Source organism: Ruegeria sp. YTSA226 (assembly GCF_059609905.1).
On sequence record NZ_JBXWMQ010000016.1, the window covers coordinates 62,629 to 79,850 of the forward strand.

A 17,222-nucleotide genomic window follows, 5' to 3' on the forward strand; every position below is an offset into this window, starting at 1 on the left:
GTTACCCCGACCATAGGTCGGCCTTTTGGTTCGTGCAAGATACTCATTAAAGTGATGAGAATTTTGAGGTGCGGTTTACAGGAACAATTCGTTAGAAGCCGTGTATCCCGTTGTAGGTGAAAACGTCGTTTGAAATGCGCCTTGTGTCGAAAATCGACCGACCTGCGACCACATTGAAGTTTAGAACCGGTCCATCTGGTTAGGAGGAATCAAAGCAGATGCCTGACGTCACCATCGTATACTGGCGCGACATTCCCGCCCAAGTCATCGTCGGCAAGGGCCGCCGGGGCGCAAAACGGCAGTTGGAAGAACGGTTCGAGCAAGCCATTGACCGCGCTGCCATGAAGGTGAACGCCAAGGACAGCGATGCCTATCTGGCCGAATGGCGCAAGGCCGCGCCTTTCGCGGTTGAGGGCGATCCGTCCGAAATTGCCGAACAGCAGGCTGTGCGTTTGGAAACGGAATATGATCAGGACCGTATCAAGGCTCTGATCGCCAATGACGGTTGGGCATGAGCTCGAAATCTATATGGGAGGCCGCTATGGCTTTGCTGAACTTCAAGAAACGTGATGCCGCCGAAAACGGTCCGGTAAATCCAACCGTCGAAGCCTTCCTGCAGGGCTATTCGATTGAGGTGATGCCGCGCACCGCCGAGAAGGTCGAGGATTTTCGCGCTTTGTTGCCTGAAGGCACACGCGTCTATATTGCCCATATCGAAGGCACTCCGATCGAAGACATGGTCAAGACCGCCAAGCGCATCGCGGCGGACGGCTATCCTGTTATGCCGCATTTCCCGGCGCGGATCATTAAAGACACGGCGACGCTGGAAAACTGGATTTCCATGTACCAGGGTGAAGCAGGTGTGGATCAGGCGCTGTTGCTGGCCGGTGGTGTCGCGAATCCTCATGGTGATTTCGACAGCTCGATGCAGCTGCTGGAAACTGGTTTGTTCGACAAGGCCGGGTTCAAGCGTCTGCACGTCGCGGGCCACCCTGAAGGCAACAAGGACATCGACCCTGACGGATCGACCAAGAATGTTGACGACGCGCTGCGTTGGAAACAGAAGTTCTCTGAGACCACGGATGCCGAAATGGCGCTGGCCACTCAGTTCGCCTTTGACGCCAAACCGATCATCGCCTGGGCCGACAGCCTGAAAGAGGCGGGGATCGACATTCCGGTTCATATCGGCATCGCCGGTCCGGCAAAACTGCAAACACTGATCAAATTCGCCATCGCCTGCGGCGTTGGTCCATCGCTGAAGGTTCTGCAAAAGCGCGCCATGGACGTGTCTAAGCTGCTGCTGCCTTATGAGCCCACGGATGTGATCACCGAGCTGGCCAACCACAAAGCGGCCAACCCGGATTTCAACATCACAAACGTACACTTCTTCCCGCTTGGCGGCATCAAGACCAACGCCAACTGGGCCATCAACAACGGCGGCGCTTCGGCAAAGCCTGTAAACTCCTAAGGATCGGACATGACCCGTACAGTCGTAGAATCAAAAACAAAAACCGCCGTCCTGGGCTTTGACGAACCGTTCTGCGTGATCGGTGAGCGGATCAACCCGACAGGCCGCAAGAAACTGGCGGCGGAACTGGAAGCAGGCGATTTTTCGACCGTCGAAAAGGACGCCATCGCGCAGGTTGCCGCTGGCGCGACCGTTCTGGATATCAATGCGGGCGTTGTCTACAACTCGAACCCCAATCCGAACGAGACCGAGCCGCCGCTGATGCGCAAGATCGTTGAAATGGTGCAGGGGCTGGTCGAAGTGCCGCTGTGTATCGATTCATCGGTTCCGGGAGCTCTGGAAGCGGGTCTTGAGGCGGCAGAGGGCCGTCCTCTGTTGAATTCGGTCACAGGCGAAGAAGATCGTCTGGAGCTGGTTCTGCCGCTGGTCAAGAAATACAATGTCCCTGTGGTAGCGATCTCAAATGACGATACGGGGATTTCGGAAGATCCCGATGTGCGGTTCGAAGTGGCCAAAAAGATTGTCGAACGGGCCGCTGATTTCGGGATCCCGGCCCATGACATCGTGGTCGATCCACTGGTGATGCCTATCGGCGCAATGGCAACTGCCGGTCAGCAGGTGTTTGCTCTGGTTCGTCGTTTGCGTGAGGAACTGGGCGTGAACACCACTTGCGGGGCGTCCAATGTCTCGTTCGGTCTGCCGAACCGTCATGGCATCAACAACGCCTTCCTGCCGATGGCAATGGGCGCTGGCATGACCTCAGCGATCATGAACCCGGTGGCTCTGCCGGTTGGTCCCAAGAAACTGGCCGAGAAGAAGGCTGAGGTTGAGGCCAAAGGCATCATCCTGCCTGCGGATATGGATGATGAGACCTTCTGCCAGCTGTTTGGTCTGGGCTCGACCCTGCCGCGCGCGGGCAAAGAGATGGAGGCCATCCGCGCCGCCAACTTGCTGACCAATAACGATCCGCATGGCGGGGCTTGGATCAAATTCAACAAAGCCCCCAGCGAAGCCGGTGCTGAAGGGGCTGGAGGTGGTCGTCGCGGCGGTGGCCGCCGCCGTCGCGCATAAGCGTTATAAAACAACATGCTGGCCGGGTCTTTTGATCCGGCCTTTTTTTGTCTTCGCCGTCGCAAATAGCCTGACGGTTTGGATCAAAACCGCTTGAACCTGATCTTGTACCGGTGATATTCAGCTAGCAGTGGCGGGTATGATGTAATGGTAGCCTGTCAGCTTCCCAAGCTGAACGCGCGGGTTCGATTCCCGCTACCCGCTCCATTCAGTTCGATCGACGCGCTTGGTACAGGTTTATCACCGCCGGGATGTGCAGGCCGGTTTCGGATGTGAACTGGGCGAATTCCTGACAGACCTCGTGCTGGATTGCTGCTGCGTCCTGTTCGGTGCCTTCGAAATGCGCGATGGTTCGCGCGGCGGGGCCGACGCGGGTGCACAAAGCGGCTATTTCCTCTGACCCGCCAGCGCCGGGCAGGTTTACGGAGATGGCTTGGGCCTGAATGTCCGACAGCCCCGCCTGTTGCATCATGCCGGTGACGTGATCCAGATCGTGAAACGCCAGCGGACCCGGCGCGTAACGATCTACCCGAGGCGGCTGCCCAAGGCGTTTTACCGCAGCAATATGGGGTATTTTGAACCACGGGTTGCCATCCAATGGCCCCCAAGCTGCAAAGGTCATCTGCCCGCCGGGTTTAAGTGCGCGGGCGATATTGGCGAATGCAGCAACCGAATCGTCAAAGAACATCACGCCGAACCGTGAAATCGCGGCGTCCAACTGATCGGCAGGAAACCCGAATATCTGCGCGTCAGCATGTTGAAAGCTGATGTTGCTCAGCCCGTTTTCCGAGGCTCGGGCGCTGGCACGATCAAGAAACGCTTGCGATATATCGGCGGCCAGAACATCGCCATCTGGCCCGACCAATCGCGCGGCTGCAAGTGAGCTTTCGCCAGTGCCACAGCCGATGTCGAGCACATGCATTCCTAGTTTAAGCTGGGCATTCTCCAGCACAAGGTCCAGAACCGAAGCCATCAGTTGATCCAACTGATCCTGATATGTCAGCCATTTGGCTCCGGCTTCGGATTTTCCCCAGTATTCTGCCTGTTCCTCATTCACCGACTGCATCGTACCCCTCCGTGGTTGCCGCGACTATGACCTCCGGCGACGGCGGCGGCCAGAGTTTTCCTGATCTCCACCACCGGTGTTGAACGAGGGCGCGGGCAGGGTCGTCACTTTTGCCAATTCCGGGAATGGATCCGTCTTGTGGGGGATCGCGTTCGCTGCCACGAAATGATCCTGAAACTTGGGCTCGATGGCAGTTTCAACCTTGGTGATTTCGCGTACTACGCGTTCAATTTCACTCCGCGACCCGATGTTGCAAAGGGCGATCCGGGCGCCCGTACCGGCGGCGTTGCCCGCGCTTGAAACCTTGTTCAAGGGCGCATCCGGGATCATTCCCAGAACCATGGCATGTTTGGTCGAAATATGCGCGCCGAAGGCACCAGCAAGAACAATGCGGTCGACAGTATCCACGTTCATTTCGTCCATCAAAAGCCGCGCGCCTGCATAAAGCGCGGATTTCGCCAGTTGAATCGCGCGAATATCGCCCTGAGTGACTGTGATACGTGGGCCGCCTTCGGCGCTTGCGTCGTGGATCAGATAGGAATGGGTGCGCCCCTCGGGGACGTTGCGTGATGTGCCCGTTTGTTCTGCGGATCCGATCAGGCCGCTTTCATCCAGCAAACCCGCCATACGCATTTCCGCCACCGCTTCAATAATGCCTGATCCACAGATGCCACTGATGCCAGTGGTTGCGATGTCTTTATCAAAACCCTCTTCATCCGACCATTTCTCGGACCCGATGACGCGAAAACGGGGTTCTTTAGTGACAGGATCAATCTCGATCCGCTCAATCGCACCGGGGGCGGCACGCTGACCAGAGCTGATCTGCGCGCCTTCAAAGGCCGGGCCGGTCGGTGAGGAGCACGCCAGAACCCGGCTGGTATTGCCCAGCAAAATCTCAGCATTGGTGCCTACATCTACGATCAGAACCAGATCTTCGGATTTGCCGGGATCTTCCGACAAGGCAACCGCCGCACAATCCGCACCCACATGACCCGCAATGCAGGGCAGGATGTAGACCTGCGCACGTGGGTTCATGTTGGTCAGATTCATTTCGCGCGCGGGCAAAGACATGCTTTCGGACGTAGCCAAGGCAAAGGGCGCTTGGCCCAGCTCGACCGGATCCAGCCCAAGCAGCAGATGGTGCATGACCGGGTTACAGACGAACACCGTTTCGACAATCAGGTTGGCGTCAATCCCGGCCTCATCCGCGATGGATGTTGTCAGATCGTTTATCGCTTCGCGAACGGCTCGGGTCATCTCTTTGTCGCCGCCAGGGTTCATCATCGAATAGGACACGCGGCTCATCAGGTCTTCGCCAAAGCGGATTTGGGGGTTCATCAGGCCTGAAGATGCCTTGACCTCGCCTGTGTCCAGATCGGTCAGGTGAGCTGCAATCGTGGTAGAGCCGAGGTCGATGGCCAGACCGAAAAGTCCGTTCTCGTGCAATCCAGGCCAGATTTCCACGATCCGTGCGACCTCGTCCTTGTGGCCTTTATGCACCGCAACGGTGACCTCCCACTTACCCTTGCGCAATATAGGCTGCAGTTTGGACAACAAGGAAAGATCAGCCGTAACGGCCTCGACGTTCCATTGCTCGCGCAGCGCGCGTTCCAGACGTTCCAGATCGCCGGTTGGTGAATGCATGTCGGGTTCTTCTACCGCAACAAAATACAGCCGGGTGGCCGGATCCATTGTGATGGCGCGTGCTGTGGCGGCCTTGCGTACGACCTGACGGTGCACCTGGCTTTCTGGTGGCACGTCGATCACCACATCCCCCTGAACCGTGGCCTGACATCCAAGACGGCGGCCGGGTTTCAATCCGCGCTTGTCGTCATAGCGCTGTTCAACCGCGTTCCATTCGCTTAGTGCACCGTCGGCTACGGTCACGCCGTGCTTGGGAAACTCGCCATAGCTTGGTGTGATCTGGCATTTCGAACAAATCCCGCGTCCACCGCAAACGGAATCCAGATCCACACCCAGTTGCCGTGCCGCAGTCAGAACCGGAGTGCCTACGGGAAAGTGCCCGCGTTTGCCCGATGGGGTAAAGACAACAAGAGGGTCGGTGGTCATGATTGGCCTGCCTTTTATATTCGCGCCTATGTCGGGCAAGATATGGTTTTGTACGCAAAGGGAAAGGCCATTCAGCGGCACGTTTTGTGTGCGTTGCGTCGTTTTTTGCCGCAGCACCGACCAGCAGGTAAAAACTAGTTTATGTCGGGGGCTTTTCCTTAGATGCAATCCATGCAATAGGGTCACCGTCAAACGGGCTTTTGCATGGGGTTAACAGATGCAGATTCGTGAGGCACTCACCTTTGACGACGTTCTTCTGGTTCCGGGCGCATCTTCTGTGCTGCCGGCCACGGCGGATACGACCACGCGCGTGACGCGGGAAATCACCATGAACATCCCGCTGCTCAGCTCGGCGATGGACACGGTGACCGAGGCGCGCATGGCCATCGCCATGGCGCAGGCGGGCGGCATCGGCGTGGTTCACAAGAACCTGTCGATCGAAGAGCAGGCCCGAGAGGTTCGGCGGGTCAAGAGATTTGAATCCGGTATTGTTTACAACCCGGTGACACTGCGGGTGGATCAGACGCTGGCGGACGCCAACGCGTTGGTGCAGCGTTATAACTTCACCGGCTTTCCCGTGGTGGACGAAGAAGGCCGCGTGGTCGGTATTCTGACCAACCGTGATATGCGTTTTGCGACTTCGGATGATACGCCGGTTCACGCGATGATGACCTCGGACAATCTGGCGATGCTTCAGGAACCCGCCGATCTGGAAGAGGCCAAAAGCCTGATGCGCGCGCGTCGGATCGAAAAGCTTCTGGTTGTGGACGGGGCGGGCAAGCTGACGGGTCTGCTGACTTTAAAAGATACTGAACAGGCGGTGCTGAACCCAACGGCCTGCAAAGACCGGTTGGGGCGTCTGCGAGTCGCGGCAGCGACGTCGGTTGGAGACTCTGGTTTCGAACGATCCGAACAACTGGTGGATTCCGGTGTCGACATTATCGTTGTAGACACCGCTCATGGGCATTCTCAAGGGGTGCTGGACGCGGTGAAGCGGGTCAAGACCCTGTCGAACGAGGTGCAGATCATTGCCGGTAACGTCGCCACTGGGGACGCAACCAAGGCGCTGATCGACGCAGGCGCGGATGCCATCAAGGTGGGGATCGGGCCGGGTTCGATCTGTACTACGCGGATGGTGGCCGGCGTGGGCGTGCCGCAGCTGACTGCGATCATGGATTGCGCCGCGGCCGCCGGCGATGTGCCGGTTATCGCGGATGGTGGTATCAAATTCTCGGGCGATTTTGCCAAGGCGATTGCCGCGGGTGCGTCCTGTGCCATGGTTGGCTCAATGATCGCCGGAACAGATGAAAGCCCGGGCGAAGTAATCCTGTATCAGGGCCGGTCGTTCAAATCTTATCGCGGCATGGGCAGTCTAGGCGCGATGGCACGCGGCTCTGCGGATCGCTATTTCCAGAAGGATGCCGCCAGCGACAAGCTGGTGCCCGAAGGGATCGAAGGGCAGGTGCCTTACAAGGGCTCGGCCAGCGCGGTTGTGCATCAACTGGTCGGCGGCCTGCGCGCAGCCATGGGTTATACCGGCTGCGCCACGGTCGAAGAGATGCGAAAGAACTGCAACTTCGTCAGAATCACAGGGGCTGGCCTGAAGGAGAGCCATGTGCATGACGTGCAAATCACACGCGAAAGCCCGAATTATCGAGTGATGTAAATCGCCGGAACCTGAACTGCGGCGCCCCGGTGAGGGCGCCGCTTTGCGTTTTTGCCCTGCACTATAACGGAGAATGAAATGACCCCCGCCGCACGTGTTCAGGCCTCCATCGAAATTCTTGATCAGATTCTTTCGGGTGCCCCGGTCGAAAAGGCCCTGACAGGTTGGGCGCGGCGAAGCCGTTTCGCCGGTTCCAAAGACAGGGCTGCTATTCGCGACCACGTGTTTGGTGCTTTGCGGTGCAAAAGGTCATTTGCGGCGGCAGGTGGGGTGGAAACCGGTCGGGGGTTGATGATCGGCGCGATGCGCATGCAAGAAGTCGATCTGGATCAGATATTCAATGGCGAAGGGTACGCTCCGGCCAGTTTGGAAGAACACGAACAGGCTAAACCATGTGAATCCGACGCCCAGAAATACGACATACCGGAATGGCTTTGGCCAACCTTTCAAGAGTCTTTGGGTGATTTGACCCTTCCAGTGGCCGAGGCATTGCGCGCTCGGGCCCCGGTTCATTTGCGGGTCAATCTGATTAAGTCGAGTGTCGATCAGGCGGTCTCGGTCTTGCTGGCGGACGGCATCCAAGCGAGGCCACATCCCGCTTGTTCGACCGCACTCGAAGTTGTCGAGGGCGAGCGGAAAATCTCAGGAAGCCGTGCCTATACTGATGGGTTGGTCGAACTGCAGGATGCGGCGAGCCAGGCCGTGGTTGAATCATTAGACTTAAACCCCGGCATGCGGGTTCTGGATTATTGTTCCGGCGGTGGCGGCAAAGCCTTGGCCTTGGCCGCGCATCACGGTGTAGATGTGTTCGCGCATGACGTTAATGCGGCGCGAATGCGTGATTTGCCCGCCCGGGCCGAGAGAGCGGGTGCACAGATAACACTCCTGACCAATGACGAGATCTCTGCGCAGGCACCATTCGACATTGTGCTGACGGATGCCCCCTGTTCAGGCAGCGGATCCTGGCGTCGCGCCCCGGCGGGAAAATGGTCTCTTACACAAGATGGACTGAACCGGCTTACGGAAACGCAGCGGACGATCCTAGATGATGTCGCGCCTTTGGTGGGCCCAGCGGGTGTTCTTGCCTATGCAACATGTTCCTTGCTCGAGGTCGAAAACGGTGCAGTGGTCGATGCGTTCGTGGCGGCGCACCCCGAATGGACCGAGACGTTTCGCAAAACGTGGTATGTATCACACGGTACTGACGGGTTTTTCACGTCACACTTGACGCGGTAGTTGGCGGACAAATAGCAACCTAAAGGAGAATTGCTCACTTTGTTAATTAAGTGGGCGTTAACCCTTTTGCGTTGGGTTACACCTAGCCCGGCAAGTTGAGTATTTAATGTCCGATACCGCAGATTTCTATTCTGATCCAAAGTTACGAAATTCACCAAGCGGTTTGCGTCTAGCACCATTGGTTGCGCTAGGGGTGTTGCTCTCACTGCTGCCGCTGGCAGGAATCATTCCCCAAGCCTGGAATCTCGGCCTTGTGGTGGCAGGTGTGTCTTTGCTTGCTGCATCACTGTTGGTCGTGGTGAGGGCGCTGATTTCCGACGACTCGGTACGTCGTGAGCTTAGGGTTATGGAGGTTTTTGCCGAAGAAGAGCTGTACCCCTGCGCGATTGCCAATGCACAGGGTGATGTTCTGATTTGCAATTCTCATGCCCGGGCTCAGCTCCATGTTTTTCCCGGCAACCGGCTGGATGAAGGTCTAAAGTCTATTTTTGCGAACCCGTCGGCAATTTTGCTGCGCCTACAGTCTTTGGCCGAGATCCATGGCCGTGCAAGAGAAGACGTTGTCACTTTAGAGACAACCGTACCGATTTCTGTTCTCGGTGTTGGGAAAAACTTTTTCTTTTGGCGGTTTCATCTGGATGGAACAGGTCAGTGGGATGCTGTGCCTGTGCCCATTTTGACCGAAGGCAGAAACGGAGCATTGCTGCGGATCAACGGGGCGGCGGAACAAATCCTGGGGCAACGACCCGACAACCTTGCACAGGTTCTGACTGGCGCGCAGCCCGAATTGGGTGAGGTTGTGCAGGTACAGACGGCACAGGGGCCAATTCCGGCTACGATGGCCGAACTGTCTCGGTCGGGAACCACGCGCGATCTGCTTGTTCTACCGCTCGATCGTGCACAGGAAAGTGGAATTGGCGCGTCATTTGTGGATCTTCCGGTCCCGGTAATGACCCTGTCTCCCGACGGGAGCATCCTTGAGGCCAACAGGCTGGCAACGCGTCTTGTCGGAAACATAGAGCCCGGAGAATCCAATGTTGTGCATATCATGCATGGTCTGGGATATCCGGTTCTGGATTGGCTGACGCAGGCTTCAAATGAGGGCGCCGTTCCACGATCTGAATTCCTGAGGCTGACACGGGAAGACCGCGAGATATTCGTACAGGTCACATTGAAACGTGTGCTGAGCGAGGGAGAAGTCAGACTGATTGCGGTTCTGAATGATGCTACCGAACTCAAGACTTTAGAAGCGCAATTTGTGCAGGGACAAAAAATGCAGGCCGTTGGCCAACTGGCTGGCGGTGTAGCGCATGATTTCAACAATTTGCTAACGGCGATTTCCGGACATTGCGATCTTCTGCTTTTGCGGCACGACCAGAATGACCCTGACTACGGGGATCTTGTACAAATCAATCAGAACGCAAACCGTGCTGCAGCTTTGGTGAGCCAACTGCTGGCCTTTTCGCGCAAACAGACTTTGCAGCCGGAAATCCTGGATCTCAGAGATACGATCTCAGACCTTATTCATCTGCTAAATCGTCTGGTCGGAGAAAAGATTAAGCTGACACTCAGCCACGATCCCGTTCTGAAAGCGGTTCGTGCGGATAAACGCCAGCTAGAGCAGGTGTTGATGAACCTTGTCGTAAATGCCCGCGATGCAATGCCTGAAGGTGGTGAGGTCAGGATCGAAACCGAAGTGGTCGTGCTGACAGAACGCTTCACAAGGGATCGCGCTACGGTACAACCTGGTGAATACGTCACCGTCAAAGTCATTGATAGCGGTACGGGGATTGCCCCCGATAAGCTACAGAAAGTGTTCGAGCCTTTCTTTACAACCAAACGCACAGGTGAAGGGACAGGTTTGGGCCTGTCGACTGTCTACGGAATTGTAAAGCAAACCGGTGGTTTTATTTTTGTCGACAGCATTCAGGGGAGAGGGACCGAGTTTATTATGTACCTGCCGGTTTCAACCGCCCCCAAAAAAACCGAGGCAGCGCCTACGCAATCCCCTGAGAATCCAACGGTTCGCCAGGGTGAGGGTGTCGTGCTGCTGGTCGAAGACGAAGCCCCGGTTCGGGCCTTCGCGACCCGCGCACTGAGGTTGAAAGGCTACACTGTGCTCGAGGCCGATTCGGGAGAAGAGGCTCTGAGGCTTCTCGAAGATGGCACATTGAATGTTGACGCATTCGTCACCGATGTGGTCATGCCCGGATTGGATGGTCCGACCTGGGTTCGTATGGCTAAGCAGAACAGGCCAGATGTCCGGGTCATATTCATGTCTGGATACACAGAGGGTGCGTTTGGCGATTCCGGACCAGAGATTTCCGATTCAACTTTCCTGCCCAAACCATTTTCACTAAACCAACTGACCGAAGCTGTTTTTCAGCAGATCAACTAGGGTTTCAAAGTGCCGAGGCGTGGCAATCGAATTCCGCGGAGTGTGTGTTGCGGAACTTGGTCAATGTCTCTGCGCCCAGTGTTAGGTCTCGTGTGGGTGACACGTTTTCGCGTTGCAGCCGGATATCCATATTCAAGCGGTTTTGCAGGAAATCGAGAATTTTGTCCTGGTTTTCATATTTGAAGACATGGGTGGCGCCACGCCCGTTGTTGCGGGTGCGAAAAAATTGGCTCTGACTGCCGACATCGGCAAATTCAGGTCGGGGTGTGCGCATATAGGCCTGGATGAAATCATCAAAGCTCAGGTCATGTGTTGAATGCGGGTGGTCAAGACGCTCTTGGCGGCCGCGAAACCTGTACCAACTGCCCAGCCAATCGACCGGTTCACGAACAACCGCCATGATTTCCATCTCAGTATCGTACATTTTACGGAAAATGTTCTGGAAAAACCGATCATACCGGCGGACAGGTGCGTGTTTCAGATCTGGCGGATCGGTGACAACCAGATCGGCACGGTCCCGCAAAGCCGTATGATAAGCGGTGCTGCCGGTTTTTGGGACAGCCAGAAACGCAAGGCGTTCTTCATAAAAAACAAGCATTTATTCGTCCATCGGCAGTAATTATCTCCAGCGCAGATTGGCGTAAACGACTCCTTAATACAATTACAGAACAGTAAGTAATGTAAGTTTTAGTTGAAATGTTCTCTTTTTGGTCCCATAAGGAACAAGAGGCGAACAAAGCAGCGATTGCCGCCCGTTCAAGGGTGTGACAAAAGGGAAGGCGACAGGACAATGGCGGATCTTCTGACGATGAGCGACAAGAAAAACGCAGATAAGCAAAAGGCGCTCGACAGCGCGCTGGCACAGATCGAACGGCAGTTCGGCAAAGGCTCGATCATGAAGCTGGGCGAGGATTCCAAGCAGGACATCGACGCCAGTTCGACCGGATCGCTGGGTCTGGATATCGCTCTGGGAATCGGCGGCCTGCCGATGGGCCGGATCGTTGAAATCTATGGCCCGGAAAGTTCAGGCAAAACTACGCTGACACTGCACTGCATCGCAGAACAGCAGAAACATGGCGGTGTATGCGCATTTGTCGATGCGGAACATGCGTTGGACCCGCAATATGCGCGCAAACTGGGCGTCGATCTGGACGAGTTGCTGATTTCGCAACCCGACACTGGCGAACAGGCGCTTGAGATTACCGATACGCTGGTCCGTTCGGGCGCGGTGAACATGGTCGTGGTTGACTCGGTCGCGGCGCTGACGCCGAAATCTGAACTCGAAGGCGATATGGGCGACAGCAGCGTTGGTGTGCAGGCCCGGCTGATGAGCCAGGCAATGCGTAAACTGACGGGTTCGATCAGCCGCTCGAACTGTATGGTGATCTTCATCAACCAAATCCGGATGAAAATCGGCGTGATGTTCGGCAGCCCGGAAACCACCACCGGTGGTAACGCCCTGAAATTCTACAGCTCGGTCCGTTTGGATATTCGTCGGATCGGTGCGATCAAGGACCGGGATGAGGTTGTTGGCAACCAGACCCGTGTGAAGGTCGTTAAAAACAAAGTGGCACCGCCCTTCAAGCAAGTTGAATTCGACATCATGTATGGCGAAGGCATCAGTAAAATGGGCGAGCTGCTGGATCTGGGCGTCAAGGCCGGTGTGGTCGAGAAGTCGGGCTCATGGTTCAGCTATGGTGATGAGCGGATCGGGCAGGGGCGTGAGAATGCCAAGCAGTATCTGCGCGACAACAACCGCATCGCGTTTGAGATCGAGGACAAGATTCGCGCGGCACATGGGCTGGAATTCGATGTGCCGCCCGGCGCGGAAGAGGATGATATCCTCGAGGCATAAGTGGTTCGGGAAGAAAGCGATTTTCGCTGCTCTTTCCTAAGAACGAACCATATTCCGAACAAGGCGGTCCGTCGGGGCCGCCTTGTTCCGTTCTGCGACGCTCGCCTGTGGACTATCCCGGGGGAGGCGGATAAACCCTTTTTGAAACAAACTGATCGCGCGTCGAGAGAGCCCTATGTCAACGTTGAACGAAATCCGATCGACCTTTTTGAACTACTTTGCCAAACAGGGGCACGAAGTAGTTGCATCCAGTCCCCTGGTGCCACGCAACGACCCGACATTGATGTTCGTCAACTCGGGTATGGTGCAGTTCAAAAACCTGTTCACCGGGGTCGAAACCCGTGACTATCAGCGCGCGACGACAGCACAGAAATGTGTTCGGGCCGGTGGCAAGCACAACGACTTGGACAATGTCGGCTATACTGCGCGTCACCACACATTCTTTGAGATGTTGGGCAATTTTTCGTTCGGCGATTACTTCAAGCCCGAAGCAATTCCATTCGCATGGGAATTGATCACCAAAGAATTCGGGGTCGATAAAAACCGCCTTCTGACAACGGTTTACCACACCGATGACGAAGCGTTCGAGATGTGGAAGAAGGTGGGCGTTCCCGAAGATCGGATCATCCGTATCGCAACCAGTGACAATTTCTGGCAGATGGGTCCGACCGGCCCGTGCGGTCCCTGCACCGAGATTTTCTACGACCACGGGGATCATATCTGGGGCGGCCCTCCGGGTTCTCCTGAGGAAGACGGTGATCGGTTCATCGAGATCTGGAACATCGTTTTCATGCAGAACGAACAGTTCGAAGACGGCTCGATGGTCGAGCTCGACATGCAGTCAATCGACACCGGGATGGGGCTGGAGCGGATTGGTGCCCTGTTGCAAGGAAGCCATGACAATTACGACACCGATCTGTTCAAGACCCTAATCGAGGCCTCGGCGAGTGCCACCAATGTCGATCCTTATGGGGATCAGAACGTACATCACCGCGTGATTGCGGATCACCTGCGGTCGACCTCGTTCCTGATTGCAGACGGGGTAATGCCCAGCAATGACGGGCGCGGCTATGTGCTGCGGCGGATCATGCGTCGTGCGATGCGGCATGCACATCTGTTGGGTGCGAAGGATCCGGTGATGTATCAGCTGGTACCGACATTGGTCCAACTGATGGGTGCCCAGTACACCGAACTTGGCCAGGCTCAGTCGCTGATCGAAGAGACGCTGTTGCTGGAAGAAACCCGCTTTAAGCAAACATTGGATCGCGGCCTGAAGTTGTTGGATGACGAGGTCTCTGACCTGCCAGAGGGTGCGGCACTGTCTGGAGAAGCCGCTTTCAAGCTGTATGATACATATGGTTTTCCGCTTGATCTGACGCAGGATGCACTGCGTGAAAAGGGCCGGACGGTTGATACCGACGGGTTTGATACGGCGATGGCCGAGCAAAAGGCCAAGGCACGCGCTGCCTGGGCTGGATCGGGGGAAGCAGCGGACCAAGCCGTTTGGTTTGACGTTCTGGATATTGCGGGCGCTACGGATTTTCTTGGATACGATACAGAAAAGGCTGAAGGACAGGTCGCGGCAATGGTCGTGGATGGCGCTTTGGTCGACAAGATCGAGACAGGTTGTTCCGGCTGGGTCGTTGTGAACCAAACCCCGTTTTATGGTGAATCCGGTGGTCAGATAGGAGACACCGGCGAAATTCGTCGTCTGGAAGAGCGTGATGATGTCGCGCGGGTCGAGGACACCCGGAAATTTGCGGATGGCAAAATCTATGCGCATCGGGTCACGGTTGATCACGGTACCTTGTCCAAGGGAGACGCAGTTGAGCTTGAGGTAGACCATGTTCGCCGCACCGCCATCCGGGCCAACCATTCGGCCACACATTTGCTGCACGAAGCATTGCGGGAAACATTGGGTGACCACGTTGCGCAGCGTGGTTCTTTGAATGCGGCTGACCGGCTGCGATTCGACTTTAGCCACGCGAAGGCGATGAGCCCCGAGGAAATTCGGCAAGTTGAACGCTCGGTCAACGCTTTCATCCGCCAGAACTCGACCGTCGAGACCCGGATCATGACACCGGATGATGCCCGGGAACTGGGTGCGCAGGCCCTTTTCGGTGAGAAATATGGCGACGAAGTTCGCGTGGTTTCGATGGGCAAAGCGCCAACCGGCAAAGGCCAGGATGGTGAGACTTGGTCGATCGAACTGTGTGGTGGAACGCATGTTCGCCAGACCGGTGATATTGGCGCGCTTGTTGTATTGGGGGATAGCGCCAGCAGTGCCGGTGTCCGGCGGATCGAAGCGCTTACCGGTGACGAAGCCATGGTTTACCTGACCGACCAGGATCAACGTTTGGGGCAGATCGCATCTGAACTGAAAGCGCAACCGGATGACGTTGTATCTCGTGTCAAAGCTCTGTTGGATGAACGTAAATCCCTTCAAAATGAAGTTGCGCAGCTGCGCCGCGATCTCGCGATGGCTGGTGGTTCGGGGCAGGGCGGTAGCGCTGAGGCCAAAACGGTAAACGGTATCTCGTTCCTGGCTCAGTCCCTTACTGGCGTATCTGGCAAGGACTTACCCGCGCTGATCGACGAACACAAAAGCCGACTTGGATCGGGTGCTGTGTTGCTGATTGCGGATACGGGCGGCAAAGCAGCCGTCGCGGCCGGTGTCACAGCTGATCTGACGGATGCAATCTCGGCCGTGGATCTGGTTCGCGCGGCGGTTGCTGAACTTGGTGGAAAAGGTGGCGGTGGACGCCCTGACATGGCGCAAGGTGGTGGCAAGGACGCTTCGAATGCTGATGCCGCGATCAAGGCTGCAGAGAATATTCTTGGAGGTTAACAAAATGTCCGCACTTTGGATTGCACATGTCAGTGTTACTGACGCCGAATCCTATGGAAAATATGCCGAGCTCGCCGGGCCAGCGATTGCCAAACACGGTGGTGCGTTTATCGCGCGTGCTGCGCGATACGTGCAGTTGGAAGGCAAAGAACGGCCGCGCAATGTTGTCGCCAAATTCCCCTCATTGGAAGCCGCTGTTGAGTGCTATAATTCGGCGGAGTACCAGCAAGCTCTCGATCACGCGCGTGGTGCAAGTGAGCGGGAATTGGTGGTCGTAGAGATCACAGATTAGAATCACCCCGTGCGATCAGGGATTTAATACCCCTGTCAGCTTATTCATTGGGCGGTTTTCAGCCAAAAGATGGCCGCCCAATTATGACGTTGCGGCAAGCGTCGACCTGAAGTCCCATAAATTTTTTATTTACAAGTCGTTAGCGGGTCTTGATGTCGGGCCTGCCAAGGGGTTCGTGTTTCGAATGTGGCGAGCAGCGCCAGATTCTTACCCAAAAATGCCATTTTCAATGACGGAATTCCGCCTCTTTTAGTTGCAAGATTTGAGACAGATTGCACAATTAGGCGTGTTTACCGATAGTTTCGGAAAACGGAATATGGTCCTGTTTTGCGGCAATCGCAGGGAAAACACGGATCGAGGGACAGGCATGGCGACCATGGGTACGGAATTTAGGGCCGTTAATGCGCGGATCTGGACTGGTTTTGGTAGAACTTTAGGAATCCTCGCATTGGCGTTGGGCTCCTCGGTTATGGCACCAGATGCGCAAGCGCGGGAAGGCAACTTCATCCGCACAGTCGCATCTTCGCCCCCGCCGTCTGGAGCGCGGCAACTGTGCCGTCAATACTCTTGGGCATGTTCCAGCAAGGCTTCGAATTCAATGTCGAGCCAGCAAGAGATGCAGATCATCAAAAAGGTCAACCGGCAGGTAAACGCAACCACCCGCTCGGTTACTGACCAAGCCCAATATAGAACTCGGGAACGTTGGGCACTGCCGACTTCGCGCGGTGGGGATTGCGAAGACTTTGCTCTGCTGAAGAAAAGGGATCTTATCCGTGCGGGCGTCGATCCGAGCAAACTTTTGATCGCAACTGTACTGGATACGCAGCGAAATTCTCATGCGGTTTTGGTTTATCGCTCGGCCAGTGGCGATCTGGTTCTGGATAACTTGACCAACCGCATCAAACCCTGGTCGGCGACGCGATATCTGTTTCTGCGGATGCAGGACCCTCGGCGGCCCAGTAAATGGGTCGGGGTCTTCGGCAGAAGCTGAGGAAAGCTAATCTCAGCTGGTTAGAATGCAAAAATGGCGAAGCAGCAGCTTCGCCATTTTCTGTAGTACTAAATTAGCTTACTTAGGGTTGCCCGGATTGTTGGTACCGTTCGGGTTCTGAGATTGGCCGCCTGGATTGGTTCCGTCGCTATGGCCAGAACGGTTGCCCTTGGGTCCACCGTCACCACCTTCGCCGCCGTCACCACCTTCGCCGCCGTCGCCACCTTCGCCGCCGTCACCACCTTCGCCGCCGTCGCCACC

At 56.1% G+C, this 17,222-nt stretch carries 14 protein-coding genes and 1 tRNA gene; 11 read left to right on the forward strand and 4 right to left on the reverse strand.

The window, feature by feature from the left end:
• Positions 1-218 precede the first annotated feature (218 nt).
• The 4 genes from AC2FFF_RS16740 (at position 219) to AC2FFF_RS16755 (ending at position 2,746) form a co-directional block, all read left to right on the forward strand.
• Entirely contained in the window at positions 219-515 is a 297-nt protein-coding gene (locus AC2FFF_RS16740) for a virulence factor (RefSeq protein ID WP_142633696.1), read from the forward strand.
• Positions 516-541: 26 nt separating this feature from the next.
• Positions 542-1,468: a methylenetetrahydrofolate reductase gene (locus AC2FFF_RS16745; protein ID WP_271948061.1), complete on the forward strand. Its 927-nt coding sequence runs from the start codon at positions 542-544 to the stop codon at positions 1,466-1,468.
• A gap of 9 nt (positions 1,469-1,477) precedes the next feature.
• Positions 1,478-2,539, forward strand: coding sequence for a methyltetrahydrofolate cobalamin methyltransferase (locus tag AC2FFF_RS16750; protein ID WP_281972069.1), 1,062 nt, complete (start codon positions 1,478-1,480; stop codon positions 2,537-2,539).
• A 133-nt stretch (positions 2,540-2,672) separates the two neighbouring features.
• Positions 2,673-2,746, forward strand: a tRNA-Gly gene (locus AC2FFF_RS16755).
• Position 2,747: 1 nt separating this feature from the next.
• Here the strand turns inward: AC2FFF_RS16755 and AC2FFF_RS16760 are convergent.
• Entirely contained in the window at positions 2,748-3,605 is an 858-nt protein-coding gene (locus tag AC2FFF_RS16760; protein ID WP_281972070.1) for a class I SAM-dependent methyltransferase, read from the reverse strand.
• Between the two features lie 24 nt (positions 3,606-3,629).
• Positions 3,630-5,675, reverse strand: a complete 2,046-nt coding sequence (locus AC2FFF_RS16765; protein WP_496883002.1) for an ASKHA domain-containing protein — start codon at positions 5,673-5,675, stop codon at positions 3,630-3,632.
• 217 nt (positions 5,676-5,892) lie between these two features.
• On the opposite strand from AC2FFF_RS16765, the gene guaB reads away from it, so the two are divergent.
• From guaB to AC2FFF_RS16780, 3 genes are all read left to right on the forward strand, one after another.
• Positions 5,893-7,341 (forward strand): IMP dehydrogenase, encoded by a 1,449-nt coding sequence (gene guaB / locus AC2FFF_RS16770; RefSeq protein WP_281972072.1) that lies wholly within the window; start codon positions 5,893-5,895, stop codon positions 7,339-7,341.
• Positions 7,342-7,419: 78 nt separating this feature from the next.
• Positions 7,420-8,577, forward strand: a complete 1,158-nt coding sequence (locus AC2FFF_RS16775) for an RsmB/NOP family class I SAM-dependent RNA methyltransferase (protein ID WP_281972073.1) — start codon at positions 7,420-7,422, stop codon at positions 8,575-8,577.
• Between the two features lie 106 nt (positions 8,578-8,683).
• A complete protein-coding gene (locus tag AC2FFF_RS16780) occupies positions 8,684-10,975 on the forward strand; it encodes a hybrid sensor histidine kinase/response regulator (RefSeq protein WP_281972074.1) in 2,292 nt (763 codons plus the stop codon).
• 4 nt (positions 10,976-10,979) lie between these two features.
• Here the strand turns inward: AC2FFF_RS16780 and AC2FFF_RS16785 are convergent, their stop codons facing one another.
• A complete protein-coding gene (locus tag AC2FFF_RS16785) occupies positions 10,980-11,573 on the reverse strand; it encodes a sulfotransferase family 2 domain-containing protein (RefSeq protein WP_281972075.1) in 594 nt (197 codons plus the stop codon).
• 192 nt (positions 11,574-11,765) lie between these two features.
• On the opposite strand from AC2FFF_RS16785, the gene recA reads away from it, so the two are divergent.
• The 4 genes from recA (at position 11,766) to AC2FFF_RS16805 (ending at position 16,961) form a co-directional block, all read left to right on the forward strand.
• Positions 11,766-12,830: a recombinase RecA gene (gene recA, locus AC2FFF_RS16790; protein ID WP_142633714.1), complete on the forward strand. Its 1,065-nt coding sequence runs from the start codon at positions 11,766-11,768 to the stop codon at positions 12,828-12,830.
• A 175-nt stretch (positions 12,831-13,005) separates the two neighbouring features.
• The gene (alaS, locus tag AC2FFF_RS16795) at positions 13,006-15,678 is read left to right on the forward strand and encodes an alanine--tRNA ligase (protein WP_281972076.1); all 2,673 of its coding nucleotides are present in this window, start codon (positions 13,006-13,008) and stop codon (positions 15,676-15,678) included.
• A gap of 4 nt (positions 15,679-15,682) precedes the next feature.
• Positions 15,683-15,970, forward strand: a complete 288-nt coding sequence (locus tag AC2FFF_RS16800) for a DUF1330 domain-containing protein (RefSeq protein WP_281972077.1) — start codon at positions 15,683-15,685, stop codon at positions 15,968-15,970.
• Between the two features lie 469 nt (positions 15,971-16,439).
• Complete coding sequence (locus AC2FFF_RS16805; protein WP_246097162.1) at positions 16,440-16,961, forward strand: transglutaminase-like cysteine peptidase; 522 nt, start codon at positions 16,440-16,442, stop codon at positions 16,959-16,961.
• Between the two features lie 78 nt (positions 16,962-17,039).
• Here AC2FFF_RS16805 and AC2FFF_RS16810 read toward each other — a convergent pair.
• Positions 17,040-17,222: hypothetical protein (locus AC2FFF_RS16810; RefSeq protein ID WP_496759719.1), on the reverse strand; the 183-nt coding region annotated here is incomplete at its 5' end.